The 16,165-nt window shown below is 58.5% G+C and carries 12 protein-coding genes; 6 read left to right on the top strand and 6 right to left on the bottom strand.

Annotated elements, in window-relative coordinates:
- Nucleotides 1-78 precede the first annotated feature (78 nt).
- A complete protein-coding gene (locus ACYSTU_RS26035) occupies nt 79-7,236 on the bottom strand; it encodes an NEL-type E3 ubiquitin ligase domain-containing protein (protein WP_499002500.1) in 7,158 nt (2,385 codons plus the stop codon).
- Nucleotides 7,237-7,387: 151 nt separating this feature from the next.
- Between ACYSTU_RS26035 and ACYSTU_RS26030 the strand changes: the two genes are divergently transcribed.
- The 3 genes from ACYSTU_RS26030 (at nt 7,388) to ACYSTU_RS26020 (ending at nt 10,212) form a co-directional block, all read left to right on the top strand.
- Nucleotides 7,388-7,606: a DUF2970 domain-containing protein gene (locus ACYSTU_RS26030; protein WP_016774481.1), complete on the top strand. Its 219-nt coding sequence runs from the start codon at nt 7,388-7,390 to the stop codon at nt 7,604-7,606.
- A 469-nt stretch (nt 7,607-8,075) separates the two neighbouring features.
- Nucleotides 8,076-9,734 carry a nitrite/sulfite reductase gene (locus ACYSTU_RS26025; RefSeq protein ID WP_499002498.1) on the top strand — a complete coding sequence of 553 codons (1,659 nt, stop codon included), beginning with the start codon at nt 8,076-8,078 and terminating at the stop codon, nt 9,732-9,734.
- Nucleotides 9,718-10,212: a DUF934 domain-containing protein gene (locus ACYSTU_RS26020; protein WP_016774480.1), complete on the top strand. Its 495-nt coding sequence runs from the start codon at nt 9,718-9,720 to the stop codon at nt 10,210-10,212. The genes ACYSTU_RS26025 and ACYSTU_RS26020 overlap by 17 nt, the downstream gene beginning before the upstream one ends.
- 66 nt (nt 10,213-10,278) lie before the next feature.
- Here the strand turns inward: ACYSTU_RS26020 and sohB are convergent, their stop codons facing one another.
- Nucleotides 10,279-11,310: a protease SohB gene (gene sohB, locus ACYSTU_RS26015; RefSeq protein WP_016774479.1), complete on the bottom strand. Its 1,032-nt coding sequence runs from the start codon at nt 11,308-11,310 to the stop codon at nt 10,279-10,281.
- A 204-nt stretch (nt 11,311-11,514) separates the two neighbouring features.
- Here sohB and ACYSTU_RS26010 point away from each other — a divergent pair, with 204 nt between their 5' ends.
- Nucleotides 11,515-12,225 carry a histidine phosphatase family protein gene (locus tag ACYSTU_RS26010; RefSeq protein ID WP_483588049.1) on the top strand — a complete coding sequence of 237 codons (711 nt, stop codon included), beginning with the start codon at nt 11,515-11,517 and terminating at the stop codon, nt 12,223-12,225.
- A gap of 63 nt (nt 12,226-12,288) precedes the next feature.
- On the top strand, nt 12,289-12,606 hold the full coding sequence (locus ACYSTU_RS26005) for an SCP2 sterol-binding domain-containing protein (RefSeq protein ID WP_016774477.1): 318 nt from the start codon (nt 12,289-12,291) through the stop codon (nt 12,604-12,606).
- Between the two features lie 78 nt (nt 12,607-12,684).
- On the opposite strand, the gene ACYSTU_RS26000 is transcribed toward ACYSTU_RS26005, so the two are convergent.
- On the bottom strand, nt 12,685-13,191 hold the full coding sequence (locus ACYSTU_RS26000) for a hypothetical protein (RefSeq protein ID WP_125927468.1): 507 nt from the start codon (nt 13,189-13,191) through the stop codon (nt 12,685-12,687).
- 95 nt (nt 13,192-13,286) lie between these two features.
- Nucleotides 13,287-14,324 carry a hypothetical protein gene (locus tag ACYSTU_RS25995; RefSeq protein ID WP_136493513.1) on the bottom strand — a complete coding sequence of 346 codons (1,038 nt, stop codon included), beginning with the start codon at nt 14,322-14,324 and terminating at the stop codon, nt 13,287-13,289.
- Nucleotides 14,325-14,438: 114 nt separating this feature from the next.
- Here ACYSTU_RS25995 and ACYSTU_RS25990 point away from each other — a divergent pair, with 114 nt between their 5' ends.
- The gene (locus ACYSTU_RS25990) at nt 14,439-14,855 is read left to right on the top strand and encodes a hypothetical protein (RefSeq protein WP_442793166.1); all 417 of its coding nucleotides are present in this window, start codon (nt 14,439-14,441) and stop codon (nt 14,853-14,855) included.
- Between the two features lie 179 nt (nt 14,856-15,034).
- Here ACYSTU_RS25990 and ACYSTU_RS25985 read toward each other — a convergent pair whose 3' ends face one another.
- Complete coding sequence (locus ACYSTU_RS25985; RefSeq protein ID WP_016774476.1) at nt 15,035-15,529, bottom strand: RES family NAD+ phosphorylase; 495 nt, start codon at nt 15,527-15,529, stop codon at nt 15,035-15,037.
- On the bottom strand, nt 15,526-16,098 hold the full coding sequence (locus tag ACYSTU_RS25980; protein WP_016774475.1) for an antitoxin Xre/MbcA/ParS toxin-binding domain-containing protein: 573 nt from the start codon (nt 16,096-16,098) through the stop codon (nt 15,526-15,528). Before ACYSTU_RS25980 ends, ACYSTU_RS25985 begins: the two co-directional genes overlap by 4 nt.
- Nucleotides 16,099-16,165 lie beyond the last annotated feature (67 nt).

Here is a 16,165-nt window from a genome sequence, read left to right as displayed (position 1 = left end):
GTTATCCGGGTATTGCGCAACCAGCAGTGGTAAGCGGATGTGACTTGGCCTGCCTCGGACCGCCTCAGCAAGGTGCCCTCAGGAACCGGATGTTGGTGGCAGGCGGCCGGGTTGTTCGGATTCCGCAGCGAAGCTGTTCAGCTCGCTGATCACCCGGCGTGTCAGCTCGGCGCGTTTCTGTGTGCGCAGCACGTCCATGGCCTTGCCCAACCTGTTCAGCTCAAGGTCGTATTCCTCGGAACCCAGTTCATTGCGGGCGAGACGCTGATTGAGCTGGTCCCACAGTTGCTGGCGTCGCTCGTCAACCGCAACGTCCAGCGCGGCCATCTCTTGTGGGTGGAGATCTTGCAGGTAAGAGATCCAGTAGTCGCGCTCTGCCATGCTTACGGACAGCGCATCGGTGCCCTCTGCCTCAAGAATCGAGGCGCGGGTGTACTCCAGCAGTTCATCACTCAGCGGAACGTCATAAATCATCGACGCGGGCTGGCCAGGTAAATCGACACCGTCGCCCCAGCCGCCCGTCAAACCGATACGATATTTAAGGCGCACTTCCGCACGATCCATACCCACACCGGCGGCTTCAGCCAGCGTCTCGACACGATCCAGGCGAAACAGTTGCCGCGACAGACGCAGCAGCGCCCGACCTCTGGACGCCATTCGATTCAACGGAATGTCACGCAACTGGTGATAGACCGCGACCCGCACTTCCAAATCACTGAATGTCAGTATCCGCCCGTCCGGACAGGTGCCGTGGGTCTCGGCGCCCTGAAACAACAGTTGCCGCAGTTCGGTATTTTCCTCAGCGGCCTCCATGACACGCCAGACTCTTTGCGTCAGATCGCCTCGCAGCAGCCTGTAATCCTGCGTATCGAGCAACAAGCGCAGCAACTGGAAAAACCGCTCGTGATTCGGCTCTTGCGCCAATTGCGCCCAGAGCTCGGCTCTTCGCGCAACCCACTGCGGATCGCTGTCCACAAGCCACGGATCGCGTGAGCGTGGCGCGACATCATTGGCTGGATCAAAAACCTTCTCGGCAGGAAATACCTGCGCATGGGGATCGTCGACAACGCCGCCAGCGTTATCGGTTGGAGCACCGTCTTCAGGAATCCCGAACAGATCACCGAACACCTGACGGTTGATCATCGTCTCAACCTGCGCGCGCGTCATACCCAGCACATGCGGTATGGCGCGCTCGCGGCTGTAACGCCTGAGGTCTTGCAATGCAGAAAGCGACAAACTGCGATTTTCTGACAGATCAGTGCCTGCGATCAGACCCGAATGATCGCCATCGAAAAGCGCCGCGGGGATTTCCGCGATGGCGTTACCGCTGAGGTTCAGGGCCTGCAACCCGGGCGCCCGCAACACACCGTCAGGCCATTCGCTCAGTTGATTGTAGCGCAGATCCAGAGACTCGATCACGCCATAATCGGGCGGATTGAAAACACGAAGTTCGTTGTAACTCAAATCCAGCGTGCGCAGCCGCGCGTTGCCCAGCAAAGGGTAAACACTCGTCGCACTGCGCAAGCTGCAATACTGCATGTCCAGGCGCGTGAGATGACGCATGTGCAGCACCGGCGCAGGCACCACGCCCAGTTCGTTACCACTCAGATACAAGGTCTCGAGGTCGGGAAAACCGTCGAGAAAACCCGCGCTCCCCCGCGCCGTGATCCCTGCACCGCTCAGATCGAGCGTCGTCACGCCCGGAAACTGCACCACAAGCGCCGGCAGTTCTCCGGTCTGCAATCCTGCCAATTCGAGCTCCAGACCGTCTCCGCCGGGGTGTCGGGTCAGGGTGTCGCGCCACGTCTCGCTGATTCGCCGGGCCACCAGCGAACGCACTTGCGCACTGACCAGGACAGTGTTCGTTCGTACTTCCCTGGTATAGAGCCAATCGTTCAACTGACGGGTCAGCGCCTCGCAGCTCAAATGCCATTGGCTGATCTGCGCATCGATCTGAGCGTCATTCAAGGCCCGTGTTCGCAGCACCAGCAGACTGCGTTGCGCCCGTTCGCGATTGAGGATCACCGCCAACCGCTGCAAATGCCCCGAAGCGCCTGAACTGACAGGCGCCGGCTGCGGGAGTGGCAGGAGCAGATCACTGAACGAACCGCCGGTTTCCAACGGCGGAAAATGCTCTGGCACCGGCTCTGCGGCGAAGCGTGACAACGTGCCCTGGCCCAACCCCCGCTGCTGCTCGATGCGCTGCAGCGCCGCGTGAAAAGCTGCCTCACCGTCGGCACTGAAGGCGTTGCCCGACAGATTCGTCCTCATCAATGCGTCAGGATGCGCCAGCGCTTGCGGCGACAGGCACGCGATCCGGTTGTCTCGTAAATCGAGCCATGACAGCCGTGGCAGAGTTTCCGCCCCGGTGGGCCAGGCCAGCAAATCCGTCGATCTCAGATTCAAGGCCTCGAGCCCGCTCAAAGCCGTTGCATCGAGTCGCCCCAGCGGGTTATGACTCAGGTTCAGTCGTACCAGTTGTGGCAGCGCATTGAGTTGGCGCTGGACCATTGCCGTCACCGTGATTCTGTTACCGGACACGTCGAGCCGACGCAGCGCGGGCAATTCCTGGGCTGCAAAAGGGAGCTCGGTGAACGTACTTCCCCCCAGTTCAAGGGTTTCGATATGACTGAAGGCGCGAATAAAATCCCGCGCCTGGCCGGAGGGCACGTTCAGCCCTCCCAGACGCAGCGTGCGCACATGGGCGAAACTGCCGGCCGGCAACGAAGGAAGCTCGACACCGGTGGTGGCACCGGGCAGCTCGACGAAGCTAAAGCGCTCAACGTCGGCTGCCAGGCCATAGCGCTGACGAATCGCACCGTGCCAGCTGCTTTTCAGCGTATGTAACAGGTCCGCGCTGGCCCCTGTCGACCAGCGCCGCGCGGGCGCTGCATAGTGTGATCCCTGGCGCGGGGATGGCGGATAAAACGCGGCGAAGATGGCCTCATGTTCGGCCCGAAGCTGCTCGATCGCCGCCACCCTTGCCGACGGTGTTGACCAGGCCGCGTTGAATGCCTGCGGCAAAGGGTCGGCGCTATCCGGCGCGACGGCCATGCTATCGAGTTCGGCGCGGCAATATTCACTGACCATCTGATGCACATCGAGCAAGTGGCCGCCCGGGCCGGAGTGGCGGCTGACAAACTCATAGGCCCGGCGGAACGTCGCTGGGGTGACACGTGACCAATCCAGCGATAGCGCGGCCCAGAGTCTGTCATGGCCGCTGTAGAGCGAGTCGGGCAAGGTTTCGATCAAGGTGTGCGTGAGGTCAAGGCGTCTGAGCTGCTGAAGTCGTTCAACGTATGCCGGCCATCGCCATAACGCGTGGGGCGCATCGATGCGTAATCTGCGCAGTCGTGTCAGCGATTGCAGGTCAAGACCATGCAAGGTGGTGGAATCGAATCCGTGATAGTCGATGCGCAGTTCCTCCAGCGAAGTCAGTCCACCCAGCCTTCGCGCAAAGCTTTCCGCGAGCAATGGCGCATCGGTAGAGAAACGCAGACGTCGCAGGCCGGGCAGCCGCTCAACCGCCTCCGGCAATGTGCTAAGCGGTCGGGTGACAGGTGTCTGGCCATAGCGCCTCAATTCACCGAGCCATAAATCGGTGACATTCGGGAACGCCGCCAGAAACCCGTCCGCATTGGCGTCGGTTATGCCGATGCCGGTGATGGCCAGTTCACGCACGTGGGGAAAGCCTGTACTCAGCTCGGGCAATGGCGTGTCGCAATGGATTGTCAGGCGGGCCGCCTCCGCCGCCTGCCCGTCCAGCGGACCATTACGCCATGTCTCTCGCAGTGTCTGAGCCAGTTGCGCCCTGTGCGTTGCAGTGCGGCTATCACTCGGCGCTGCCTGCCATCGCTCAAGTGCAACGTTCAACGCGTCCCAATCCTGGCGGCGAGATTCCAGTTCGAGCTGAATCTGCGTTTCACTCTGGCCGTGTTGCCGGGCGAGAAATGCCCGTGCCTGGCGCGACTCGGGGTATAGATGCGCAATGCGTGATTCGAGGGACGGATTGAGGCCTGTACCACGGCCACTGGCGTAATAACCCAGCAGTCCCGCGCCCACGCGTACCGGCGGTTTGAACCACTTTGCAGCCGGTGACAGCAATCGCGCAGCGTCGGCTCGATGAAGGTGGGCCGATTCGATGATTTTCTGTTGCAGCTCACCATGGGCGTTGCCGACGGACAATCCGATTGATGAACGTGTGTCCTCAGGCAACGCGTGCATGAGCGAACTGTAAAAGCTGTCCTGGACCCTCGAGACTCTGCTCAATGCCTGGGCGTGATCATTGAACGCTTGATAGAAGGGTCCGTTTTTCACCAGATAGCGTCTAACCGGCGCCATCGGCTCGCCGATGCTGTCGAGCAAGGTGCCAGTCACGCTCCCCTCGCGAATTTCCACACGCAGCGAGTGCGGCCAGCCAGACAATTGTTCCAGCGCGTGCAAAGCCAGTCGCCGACTGTCCGCCGACGCCAGGTTTTCGCTGTGCAAACCGGCAAATGCGCGGGCCTGGCGGCCATGGCGGACATGCCAGCGAGCCTCTTCCAGCATTCTCAAAGGGGAACGCCCGGTCGCATCCATTCGGGCCAGCTCGTGCGTCGAAGCATGCTCGATCACATCCTGAGCCGCCACGTCGCTGAGAGCGGGACATTCACGCTGCAACAGGCGCACGGGCGCACTCGGCGATTCGGTACCCCGATAAAGACTGTCAAAAATCGCCGGTTGACGCGTATAGGCGTACTCGGCGAGTTGTTTGCCGAACTCATCGGGCCGTGCCGGGCGAAATTGTGCTGCCGTGCGTCCCAGCAGATAGTTGATTTCCTGCTCTTCCAACGCAGCCAGAATCCGCGCCGGCATTTCCCCGTTCAACACTTGCGTACGTGTCAGGCGGATAGCGGGCTTGTGGCCCGAACCGGGCAGCGTATTCTGCGCACCATAGCGGATGGACGGCCCTGCTCCGTGCGGATCAGCTGTCATCTCCAGAACCCGATCGGCAGGCCAACGGGGCATCTCGGTGACCAGCGGGACTGCATACAGGTAGTGCTCGTCGATGGGCCTGGCTCCGCGCAATTGCTCGACCATTTGCCTCGCCTGTGCATCGGCATCGAACAGGCGCATGGCGTCTCGCAGTTCAGGGGGCGGGGGCAACTGATTCAGATGCATCTTGCGCAGGGCGCCATCGCTGATACCGCTGATATCGGCCAGCGCCAGCAAGGTGTCATCGGAGTAACCATCGGTGAGGTGCCCGATGCGTCGCAGCAGGGTCAAGCGATCCCACGCCATGGGCTGTTCCAGGCTCAGGCGCCAGGCACCGTGGCCGTTATGGCTGAGCAACGGTTGGTAAGCCAGAGAATCGGTGGGATGTTTCAACCGCCAGTGCCCGCTGGAGCGGTCAAACGTCTGCTCATAGAGCCTGCCGCCCTGGCGCATCCAGGTTGTGCCGGCGACGCGGTACTGCCCCGCCGCGTCGGGGCGCGACAACTTGCCGGGGCTGAGCGCTTGTTCATAGCCGCGCAAGGTCGGCCGCCACAGGCGCCTCTTGCCATCAGGCAGCGTCACCGGGTGCAGATCTTCGATCACCGGCTCCGGTTTAACGGCTGTCACCCGATTGAATGTTGCTCCTGCGGCGGCCATCGCACCGATCTGCGCAAGGTTTTCAGCAACGTCGACAAGATGCGCCCTGGCGGCGTGTTTATCCCCCTCGCTCCACTCGATCACGCCTTCGACAGTTTCGTAGAGCAACTGGGCCGTCATGACAACCAGCATGATTTCGCCCAGTACCGGAACGAACATGGACGCCATGTTCAGCGCCAGCAGACCAAATTGCAGCAGCCCGGACAGCTTGGCATCGCGCGCCTTGGCGTCGACGTCGGCGGTAGGTACCGCGTGACCACGAGCGTCGTTGATTAGCTTGTCACGATGTTTTTCGTACAAGTACGCCCAGAGGTCGCTATTCCTCGCCCAGGGATATACCTGAAGGTGCGGCATCAACGAAACTGCCACGTAAGGATCGGTATCCGGGACCATTTTTTGATATTTCGGTGAAGTCTTCCAGATCTCTACAAAAATCAACGTTGTCTGCAGAATCTTGCGCCACGGTGACGACAGCCAATCCGATGCGCCGTCTGCAGACTTTACGAATTGGCTGAAGTAATACGCACGCTTCTCATATGGGAAGAACTGACTGAAGAATCGTTGATAGGACGTAGGGGTCGTGCTGTCCGCCTGTTGCGCATCGCGAGCACTCAACAGGCGCTTGAAGGTGTCCTGCATTTGCGTGCCGGTATAGCGCTTGAGCGGGTGTTCCGGATCGTTGGGGACGTACAGAATTACCGCGTCGACCGGGCCATACTTTTGCGCGATCTTGAACACCACACATCCGACCAGCCGGTGCCGCATCAAGCCCAGGTCTTGAAACCACACCTGCTTGTCGCCGATTCGCGGGTGCCTTTCGCCGTTGATCACCGCGAGGATCATCGCGTGATCTTCAGGTTGAATATCCTTGGTCAACAGTGCGCGTTCGGCTGCCGCGCGCATGGCCGCTTTCTGACTGGCGATGAAGTGCCGGCGCAACTTCGCTTCCGCGGCCGGATCGACCGGATGGAAAAACCTTGTCAGATAAGCCTGGTACCGGGCACCGATATCCAGTTCGCGGCACAGGTTCAGGTAGTTCCTGACCGACACATTCACCGGAACAGCCTTGAGGGCACCTTTTACGGCGGTCGCGGTTGCGAAGCCAGAGCTGCTGTGAAAGGCGCCGTAAGCACACTCATCACTTTCGAAGTTGTGCAAAGCGGCCTGGAGCATCGGCAGCGTCAATGCCTCGAATGAACCGATTTCCTCGCCGAGAATGCCAGCGCGTATCGGTCGCCTGAGACACAACAGCGTGTTATCCAGGTCCACGGCGACCTGATAGCGGTGTTTCAGCGCCTGCGCCAGGAGCGGCCGGGCGAAGGTTTCGATGTCTTTGAAGGTGGACATGGAGCGGTCCAGCCTCGTCTGAGCAATAAAACTCATCCTGTAGCTGGTATTGACCACCTGACGCTGGGCCGGCGTCGCTTGCGTGTACCAGCGCGGGAACACTGTCTGCGCCTGCTTGAGCTCGGTTTTCCTGTGCACCGGCGCCTGAATCAGCCAATGCGGCATCACGGACTCGAGCCAGGGTGCGTGAAGGCTCTCGGACGCCGCAGGTTTGAGGGGGCGCTCGGTTACGGTCGAAACGTCTGAATCGGTGGACATACATCGCTCCTGTAAATGGAGCGACAGCACATCACTGACGCCGCGCTGTCCGGCGGTACATGGCTATATCCCTGCGCAAAAGTTGTAACGCGGCATCCGTGACCACAGCGATTGACTATGCTTCGGGGGACGATTTTTCGCAGAGGGATTTATGGACGATCCAGTCGACAACAAACCGCCGAGTTTCTGGCAGATGCTGCACAGCGTCATGGCAGCGGCGTTCGGCGTGCAAAGCGGCAAGAACCGGGAAAGGGACTTTACCCACGGCAAACCCAGCCACTTCGTGATTCTCGGCGTTTTGTTTACAGCCGTGTTTGGCCTGACGCTGTTTGCCATCGTCAAACTGGTGTTGTATCTGGCCGGGGTGTGATGGCGCCAGGCCGGGCACCGACCGAGCTATCCGGGCCCTGAAAGAAAGGCCCGGAACGCTGATTTATTGATGGCTGACCCAGAAGACCGCTGTTCCTACAACGAGAATGATCAGGAACAAAATGGCCCACGCATCGACGCTACTGTCGCTTTTCCTGGCTTTGGTCGGGTTGCTCATTGCATCGCCTCTTGTCGGTTTTATCGGTGATTGCACAAAGACTCGATCACAGTTAAGACGATGATTGTCCGCACGACAAATGTGGATTAGATGACCGGCATTCGCGTTAGGCGATTTGGTTCTTTACATATACTCAAACATCACTTTTGCGCATAACTGCAAACGGGTATATTGCCCCGGCTCCGTGACGGAGTGCGCGGCCGTGCGCGCAGAATTGCAGAGGCAACATCGGACTCCAGCAAGCGAAAACGCAGCGTTTTCCGAGTAGCCCAAGCCTGAGAACAGGACTTATATGTACGTATACGACGAGTACGATCAGCGGATCATCGAGGACCGCGTCAAGCAGTTCCGTGATCAGACCCGACGCTATCTGGCAGGTGAGCTGAGCGAAGAAGAATTCCGCCCCCTGCGCCTGCAAAATGGCCTGTACATCCAGCGTTTCGCGCCGATGTTGCGCGTGGCGGTGCCTTACGGCCAGCTCACTTCGCGCCAGGTGCGCATGATGGCCAAAATCGCCCGCGACTACGACAAGGGCTATGCCCACATCAGTACGCGGCAGAACGTGCAGTTCAACTGGCCTGCGGTGGAAGACATCCCGGACATCCTCGCTGAACTCGCGACCGTGCAGATGCACGCGATCCAGACCAGCGGCAACTGCCTGCGCAACGTCACCACCGACCAGTTCGCCGGCGTCGCCGCCGATGAAGTGATCGACCCGCGCCCATGGTGCGAGATCGTCCGCCAGTGGACCACGTTCCACCCGGAATTCGCCTACCTGCCGCGCAAATTCAAGATCGCCGTCAACGGCTCGACCAGCGACCGTGCTGCCATTGAAGTCCACGACATCGGCCTGGAACCTGTCTACAACGCTGCTGGCGAGCTGGGTTTCCGCGTGCTGGTTGGCGGCGGCCTCGGGCGTACGCCGGTGGTGGGCGCATTCATCAATGAATTCCTGCCTTGGCAAGACCTGCTGAGCTATCTCGACGCCATCCTGCGTGTGTACAACCGCTACGGCCGTCGCGACAACAAATACAAGGCGCGGATCAAGATCCTCGTCAAGGCGCTCACGCCTGAAGTGTTCGCGCAGAAAGTCGATGCGGAAATGGAGCACCTGCGCGGTGGCCAGACCACGCTGACCGAAGCCGAGCTGCATCGCGTCGCCAAGCATTTCGTCGACCCGGACTACAAAACCCTCGACAACCAGACTGCGCAACTGGCCGATCTGGACCAAGAGTATCCGGGTTTCGCCCGCTGGCGCAGCCGCAACACCCTGGCGCACAAGAAACCCGGCTATGTGGCTGTGACGCTGTCGTTGAAGCCGACCGGCGTTGCCCCTGGCGACATCACCGACAAGCAACTCGACGCCGTCGCCGATCTGGCCGAGCGCTACAGTTTCGGTCAACTGCGCACCTCCCACGAGCAGAACATCATTCTTGCCGACGTCGAGCAGAGCCAGTTGTTCACCCTGTGGGGCGAGTTGCGTGAAGGCGGTTTCGCTACGCCGAACATCGGCCTGCTGACCGACATCATCTGCTGCCCAGGCGGTGACTTCTGCTCGCTGGCCAACGCCAAGTCGATCCCGATTGCCGAATCGATCCAGCGTCGCTTCGATGATCTGGACTACCTGTTCGACATCGGCGAACTGGACCTGAACATCTCCGGGTGCATGAACGCCTGCGGCCACCACCACGTTGGCCACATCGGCATCCTCGGCGTGGACAAGAAAGGCGAAGAGTTCTATCAGGTCTCCCTCGGCGGCAGCGCCAGCCGTGATGCGAGCCTGGGCAAGATCCTCGGCCCGTCCTTCGCACAGGAAGCCATGCCTGACGTGATCTCGAAGCTGATCGACGTGTACGTTGAACAACGCACCGAAGACGAGCGCTTCATCGACACTTATCAGCGTATTGGCATCGACCTCTTCAAGGAACGCGTCTATGCAGCGAATCATTAAGAACAACGAAGTCGTCGACGAAACCTGGCACCTGTTGCCGAAGGATTTCAATATCGATGAAATCAGCAACTGCGACGATCTGATCGTGCCGCTGCAGCTGTGGCGCGAACACAGCCGCATGCTCCTGGCCCGCGACGGTGGTCTGGGTGTGTGGCTGGATGCTGATGAAGAGGCCGAGGAAATCGGTGAGGACGTCGCCAAGTTTCAGGTGATCGCCTTGAACTTCCCGGCGTTTACCGACGGCCGTAACTACTCCAATGCCCGTCTGCTGCGTGACCGTTATGGTTTCAAAGGCGAGCTGCGTGCGATTGGCGATGTACTGCGGGATCAATTGTTCTACATGCATCGCTGCGGTTTCGACGCCTTTGCCATTCGCGCGGACAAAGACCCGTACGAAGCACTGGAAGGCCTCAAGGACTTCTCGGTGACTTACCAGGCTGCCGCTGACGAACCACTGCCGCTGTTCCGTCGCCGCTAAGCGTCGGACGTTGTTGCAGACATAAAAACGCCGGTCATGTGACCGGCGTTTTTTTATGCCTGCGGTTTACCAGAAGCGTTGCTGGGTAAGACGGCTCCACCAGCTCAACAGCACGCGGTCCACCGAGCCACTGGCAGCCATGCCGATGCGTTCCTGCAGGCTTTTGCGCTCGGCATAGTGCAGGTGATACACCTCGGCCTGTTTGGCCTTCTGTGCCAGGTATTCATCGCTGGTCTTCAGTTCGTCCACCAGTTGGTTTTCCAGCGCAGCGATACCGAGCCACACCTCACCGGTAGCCACCTCATCGATCGCCAGTTGCGGGCGATAACGGGCGACGAAGTTTTTGAACAAGCGATGGGTAATGTCGAGGTCTTCCTGAAACTTCTCGCGACCCTTTTCGGTGTTTTCACCAAACACGGTCAGGGTGCGCTTGTACTCACCGGCGGTGAGCACTTCGAAATCGATATCGTGCTTCTTCAAAAGGCGATTGACGTTGGGCAATTGCGCGACCACGCCGATCGAACCGAGGATGGCGAACGGAGCGCTGATGATCTTGTCGCCGATGCACGCCATCATGTAACCGCCGCTGGCCGCGACCTTGTCGATGCACACGGTCAGTGGCACGCCCGCATCACGGATTCGAGCCAGCTGCGACGACGCCAGACCGTAGCTGTGCACCATTCCGCCGCCACTTTCCAGACGCAGAACCACTTCGTCTTTCGGCGTGGCCAGGGTCAGCAGCGCGGTGATCTCGTGGCGCAGGCTTTCCGTGGCGGAAGCCTTGATATCGCCGTCGAAGTCGAGCACGAACACCCGGGATTTGGTCTCAGGCTTGTTCTTCTGTTTCTTCGCGCTTTTTTCTGTTTTCGCTTCGCCCTTGCGCAATGCCTTGAGCTGATCCTTGTCGAGCAGGGTCTGCTCCAGGCGTTCACGCAGGCCCTTGTAGAAATCGTTGAGCTTGCTGACCTGCAACTGGCCCGCCGATTTGCGTCGGCCCTTGCTGCGCAATGCAGCAAAACTGGCAAGCACCACCAGAATGGCGATCACCAGCGTGACGGTCTTGGCCAGGAAGCTGGCGTATTCGGTGAAAAAATCCACAGAGACTCCTCAAAGCAATGCGTGACGGTGTATTACACGCGGAATGGCTCCAGCATACCCATGCGCCGGCTCGTCGGCCAGCCGTGAAACCTCTGGCAACACGCCTGTAACGGGCATTTCAAACAAGCGTATGTTTTTTCATTGACAGCCTTACGCCATCCTCATAACCTCGCCTGACCTTCAACGTACCGGGACGACGCGGACGTGGGCAGCATCTACTTGATACGACATGGCCAGGCCTCCTTTGGTGCAGACGATTACGACGTGCTGTCGCCGACCGGTGTGCGTCAGGCAGAAATTCTCGGCCAGCACCTCGCCGAGCTCGGTATTAGCTTCGATCGTTGCCTTGCCGGTGACCTGCGTCGTCAACAGCACACCGCCACCAGTGCACTGGAGCAATTCAGCGCCAGAGGCCTGCCGGCTCCAGTCCTCGAAACCGATTCCGCCTTCAACGAATTCGATGCCGATGCGGTGATCCGCGCTCTACTCCCGGCCATGCTGCCGGAAGAGCCGGAAGCCCTCGACATCCTGCGTAACGCCGCGCAGAACCGCGGTGAATTCCAGCGCATCTTCGCCCTCATCGTCGAGCGCTGGCTTGCCGGCACCTACGACACACCCGGACTGGAAAGCTGGCTGGGTTTCGTCGAACGGGTTCAAGCCGGGCTGCACCGCATCCTCGACCTGGCGGAAAAAAACCAGAAAATCGCCGTGTTCACCTCCGGCGGCACCATCACTGCCCTGCTCCATCTGATTACGCAAATGCCTGCCAGACAGGCCTTTGAATTGAACTGGCAAATCGTCAACACCTCGCTCAACCAATTGAAGTTTCGTGGTCGCGAGGTGGCTCTGGCTTCCTTCAACAGTCACGCACACCTGCAACTGCTGAAGGCCCCGGAACTCATCACTTTTCGCTGAGTCCGGCTTACTGTGACCCTGGCTGTAACCACCCAGCTCCCATGACCAAGAAAGGATCGAACCATGACCTCCGTAGCTGATGCCGTAAAAGCAATGCAAGCCAAGTTCAACCCAGCCGCCGCTGCCGGTCTGGACCTGGTCTTCGGTTTCAACATCACCGACGAAGACAAGCAATACGCGCTGATCGTCAAAGACGGCACCTGCGACATCCAGGAAGGTGAAAACCCGGACGCCAACTGCACGCTGGTGCTGGACAGCCAGACCCTGAAAGACATCGTCAGCGGCGAAACCGACGGCATGCAGGCCTTCATGGGCGGCAAGCTGCGCGTTGAAGGCGACATGATGCTGTCGATGAAACTGTCCGAGCTGTTCCCTTCGTAAGAAGCTTCTTGGTAAAACACAAATCCCGCTTATTGGCGGGATTTGTCGTTTCAACCATTGAAGACATGGCAACGTGAGTTAACGCTTGGCTGAAGCCGTCCCATCAAGCTCTTTTTTTACCTGAAGGTATGCCGCCTCTTCATCACTTTTTTCGATCAGATTCGAAGCCATCGAGCGGGGCAAGAGTTTCTTTTCTGTCACGTCCCAATCGATCGTAACGACCACAGTCTTGTTTGCAAACGTGATGAAAAGCCAATAGGAATCCACCGGCCTGTCAGGCTCGGCAAATGAACTATAGGCATACCGTATCTGGCGGTGCAGGTCCGGCGTATTCAGAATGAGATCTTCGGTGTCCAACCTCGGAAACTGTCGCCCTACAGCGAATAACGCTTCTGTCAAGAGAACATCATTCTCAATATGTCGCAAACTTTCAGGCCTATTGCGCAGCATGGTCACTGGGCTCTCTTCAGGCGGAGTACCCATGAGACGCGGGCGATACATACCTGAACTGAACCACCGGCTGGCGTCGAAACGGTTTTCTTCCGGACTCCACGGGCCGTAATACATCATTACTTTGGCTGGCATCTGGGCTTCCTTGGCGTAAATAAATAGTCCTGCAAAGCTGACAGCAATCAACAAGACACATAAGACGTGACGTTTGCCTATAAGCTTCAGGAGCGTCATAGCGGTTTATAGGCAAGCAGGTGTTTGGGTACGCCGTCCGGTGTATCACCTGATCGAACGTCACGATGTGCGCCTAAGGCATCCAGCGGAAATCCAATCTTCCGTTCATACAATGCTCGGCTGTCATCGTGCGCCAGCAAATTGCGCTCTTCTTCAGAGACTGTTGGCGTTGGCGCCTGCGGCGCCTGTTCATCAGGTAATTGCGCCGTTGGGTCTTTGAGGGTCTTGCGATGTTCGATCAGCTTTCGTTCATAAGCGGTTTTTCGACTCAAATAATTCCGCATCGCTCGCCCATCAGCTGCTTCTCTTTCACGAATTCCCGGCACAGATCCCCGTTCTGCGGCAGTACCATAAGTTGTGTCGTAGTTGCTGCGTCTTGGAAATGCCCACACGGTGGTCCGGGTCGCATTAGCAAGAATCTGCGCCAAGCTACGCTCGTAATGAGGATCTTCTGTTTCATTGACCTTGAAGTCGGCATCGATACCCAAACCTGTGCGACAAGCGTAGGAGTGAATTTTCGCACCATAGGCAAACGCTTCGGGTTTGAACATATTCGCCTGTGCATCACGCAGACGGTAGCTATCGTTTTTATCCAGCTCGTAGCCCAACTCGATACTGCCCACCACACCATGGGAAAAAAAGTCGAGCTGTTTGATCTCGCGCCCGCGGCGTTGCCGAGCTGCGATGAAATCCACAAGACCGGATATCGAGTCCATCTCTCGGTACTGGGCCCCGTGCTGATTTTCGACAACGTCCTTCAAAGCCGTCAGCAAGTTCTCCGGATAGTCATTTTTGAAAATCAGAAATACACGCTGGATCGTGAAGTTTGGAGTGCCGGTTGGATACTTTGTGAGTTGGCGGATACCCTGATTGATAAAGCGCATCTTGTTGCCCTTCTGGCCACGAACCTTTTCATAAAGGGACATGTAAGACGCACCCACAACCGTTACGTAATCCTGTGCCAGCGTACCTTTCACTTGGGTCGTTGTATGTTGATCGCTTGTTCGAGCTTGATTCTTTTTGGGGGCTGCCACCTGCCACCTCCCTTAGTAATCTAGGCCGAGCGCGTCGAGATGGGCGGCAGCTTCCTTACCCCACTGCACAACTATCGAAGTCGGGTTGGCCGTAAACACTCGCGCGGCGTTACCATGACTATCGGTATGGCCTACGAGACGCTGACCGTCACCCGTTTCGATGCAATAGAGCATGTCGGGAATAGCTTCGCCAGTGGCCTCATCAACCAGTTGGAAGCGCTCGCTGTGTTTAGGAACAGTGATAATCGGGGAGAAAGGTGCGGAACCGACCTGGGTGCCGACAAAAACGTCGCCAGGCCCGTGATTATCATGCCTCCGTGGGCCGTCGCACTGCCCAAGAAAGCAATAGGCTTGCCATTGATCAAAATATTGCTGATGCCTTCGGTGACAGTGTCTCCGCACGCTGTGGTGTCTCCGACACGCAAAACTGGCATTCCATTGATGTTTACATCACCGGAACCGCTGTTACCGGGATTGGTGCCATGGCCTGTGATCGGGCATGCATTAAGATCGCTGCTTTGCCATCGTTAACTTCCTTGTAGTAAGAGCGTGGGCGCGAAATGTACCGGATCTTTATATTGGTTGAAAGCCTGAATCCAGACGTAGAATGCGAGCCGCCGCGAATGTAGCTGGCAGCGACTCATCGGCCCTTGATCGCTCCCGGAACCTGGAAATTGTCGTGTCGGATTCGCAGGCCCACACAAATACGATCAACCCTCCTGCAACAACCGCGTATCCAGCCCAAACCGCTCTTGCGAAACCATCCTGAACTGACCCTCCGCCAGATCGCAACTCACCAGCAAATTCCACGAGTGTCGGGTGGCCACCGAAGGCACCAGAACAAATGGATGTTCAGCCAACAGTGCATCGGCAAACTTTCGCTGGTTGGGTGAGGTTTTGATCGGGGTGAGCCAATGCGGATTAGGCACATCTTCCGGTTGCACGATTCTGACGCTGGCGTCGTGGGTGATTTCAAAACAGGTCAACACATAGGGTTCCTGATCAAGCGCATCGAAGCTGCCATGGGCGGCCACCTCCAGTATCGCCGTGGAGGGGTCGACCGACGCATAAACGACTCTGCGGCCGGGCGTATTCCAGCGGCCGCCGTCCCGTTTCGATCCAAGGCCGCTGTCCCAGGTCTCGCTGTACACCTCGCGATCCAGCCGCCAGGCGTACCAGCGATCATCCCAGGGCAAGGGGTTCATTGATAAACCCCGTATTTGATCTGGTTCAGATACTCCTCCACCATCCTGAAGCCCAGCGCATGTCCAACCAGATCGAGCGGCACATAACCGTAGAAGTAAGTAGCGCGTTGCTCCAGCCATGATTCGGCCTTGGCCTGACGCCCGAATACCTCGATGGCCAGTTCCAGCGCAGCGGCATATTGGTAGGCGATCACGCTCTGCGGCGTGTCCAGGCGCACCGACGCGCCTTCCTTGAGCAGGCGTCGCACGGTTCTCACAGATTTGCCGGTGATACGTTTGACCATCTCTCCCTGTTGGTACAGCTCGGAGGTTGCGATCATGTTCACCACATCGAGCAGCTCAAATCCTTCGCTTGTGCAGCGCAGGATGAGCATCGGATCGTCGCCGGTGTCCTGCCCACGCAACAGCAACTCCAGAGGTTTGCCCTCGAGCTTCTTCAAGCCCGTGAGCCGGGGCACTTTGGCGCTCGGCATGGCAACGTCCTCCGAGGGACACCTGGCGCGATCGTCGCGCCAGTAATGGCGAGGCGAGTAAGCAGGCGTATGGCTTTCAATCAGTGGGATTCGCATAGTCCATCCTTTGTCCGGGTCCAGAGCGATCTGTGCGCTCGATGACTTCAATGTCAGGACTGATCCT

Source organism: Pseudomonas glycinis (assembly GCF_054871425.1).
This window is presented reverse-complemented; position numbering and strand designations above follow the sequence as displayed.

Bases quoted from the DNA above. Each gene is read 5' to 3' on its own strand.
- ACYSTU_RS26035 (WP_499002500.1), bottom strand. From the start codon at position 7,236: ATGTCCACCGATTCAGACGTTTCGACCGTAACCGAGCGCCCCCTCAAA.
- ACYSTU_RS26030 (WP_016774481.1), top strand. From the start codon at position 7,388: ATGGACGATCCAGTCGACAACAAACCGCCGAGTTTCTGGCAGATGCTG.
- ACYSTU_RS26025 (WP_499002498.1), top strand. From the start codon at position 8,076: ATGTACGTATACGACGAGTACGATCAGCGGATCATCGAGGACCGCGTC.
- ACYSTU_RS26020 (WP_016774480.1), top strand. From the start codon at position 9,718: ATGCAGCGAATCATTAAGAACAACGAAGTCGTCGACGAAACCTGGCAC.
- ACYSTU_RS26005 (WP_016774477.1), top strand. From the start codon at position 12,289: ATGACCTCCGTAGCTGATGCCGTAAAAGCAATGCAAGCCAAGTTCAAC.
- ACYSTU_RS26000 (WP_125927468.1), bottom strand. From the start codon at position 13,191: ATGCCAGCCAAAGTAATGATGTATTACGGCCCGTGGAGTCCGGAAGAA.
- ACYSTU_RS25990 (WP_442793166.1), top strand. From the start codon at position 14,439: ATGACTATCGGTATGGCCTACGAGACGCTGACCGTCACCCGTTTCGAT.
- ACYSTU_RS25985 (WP_016774476.1), bottom strand. From the start codon at position 15,529: ATGAACCCCTTGCCCTGGGATGATCGCTGGTACGCCTGGCGGCTGGAT.
- ACYSTU_RS25980 (WP_016774475.1), bottom strand. From the start codon at position 16,098: ATGCGAATCCCACTGATTGAAAGCCATACGCCTGCTTACTCGCCTCGC.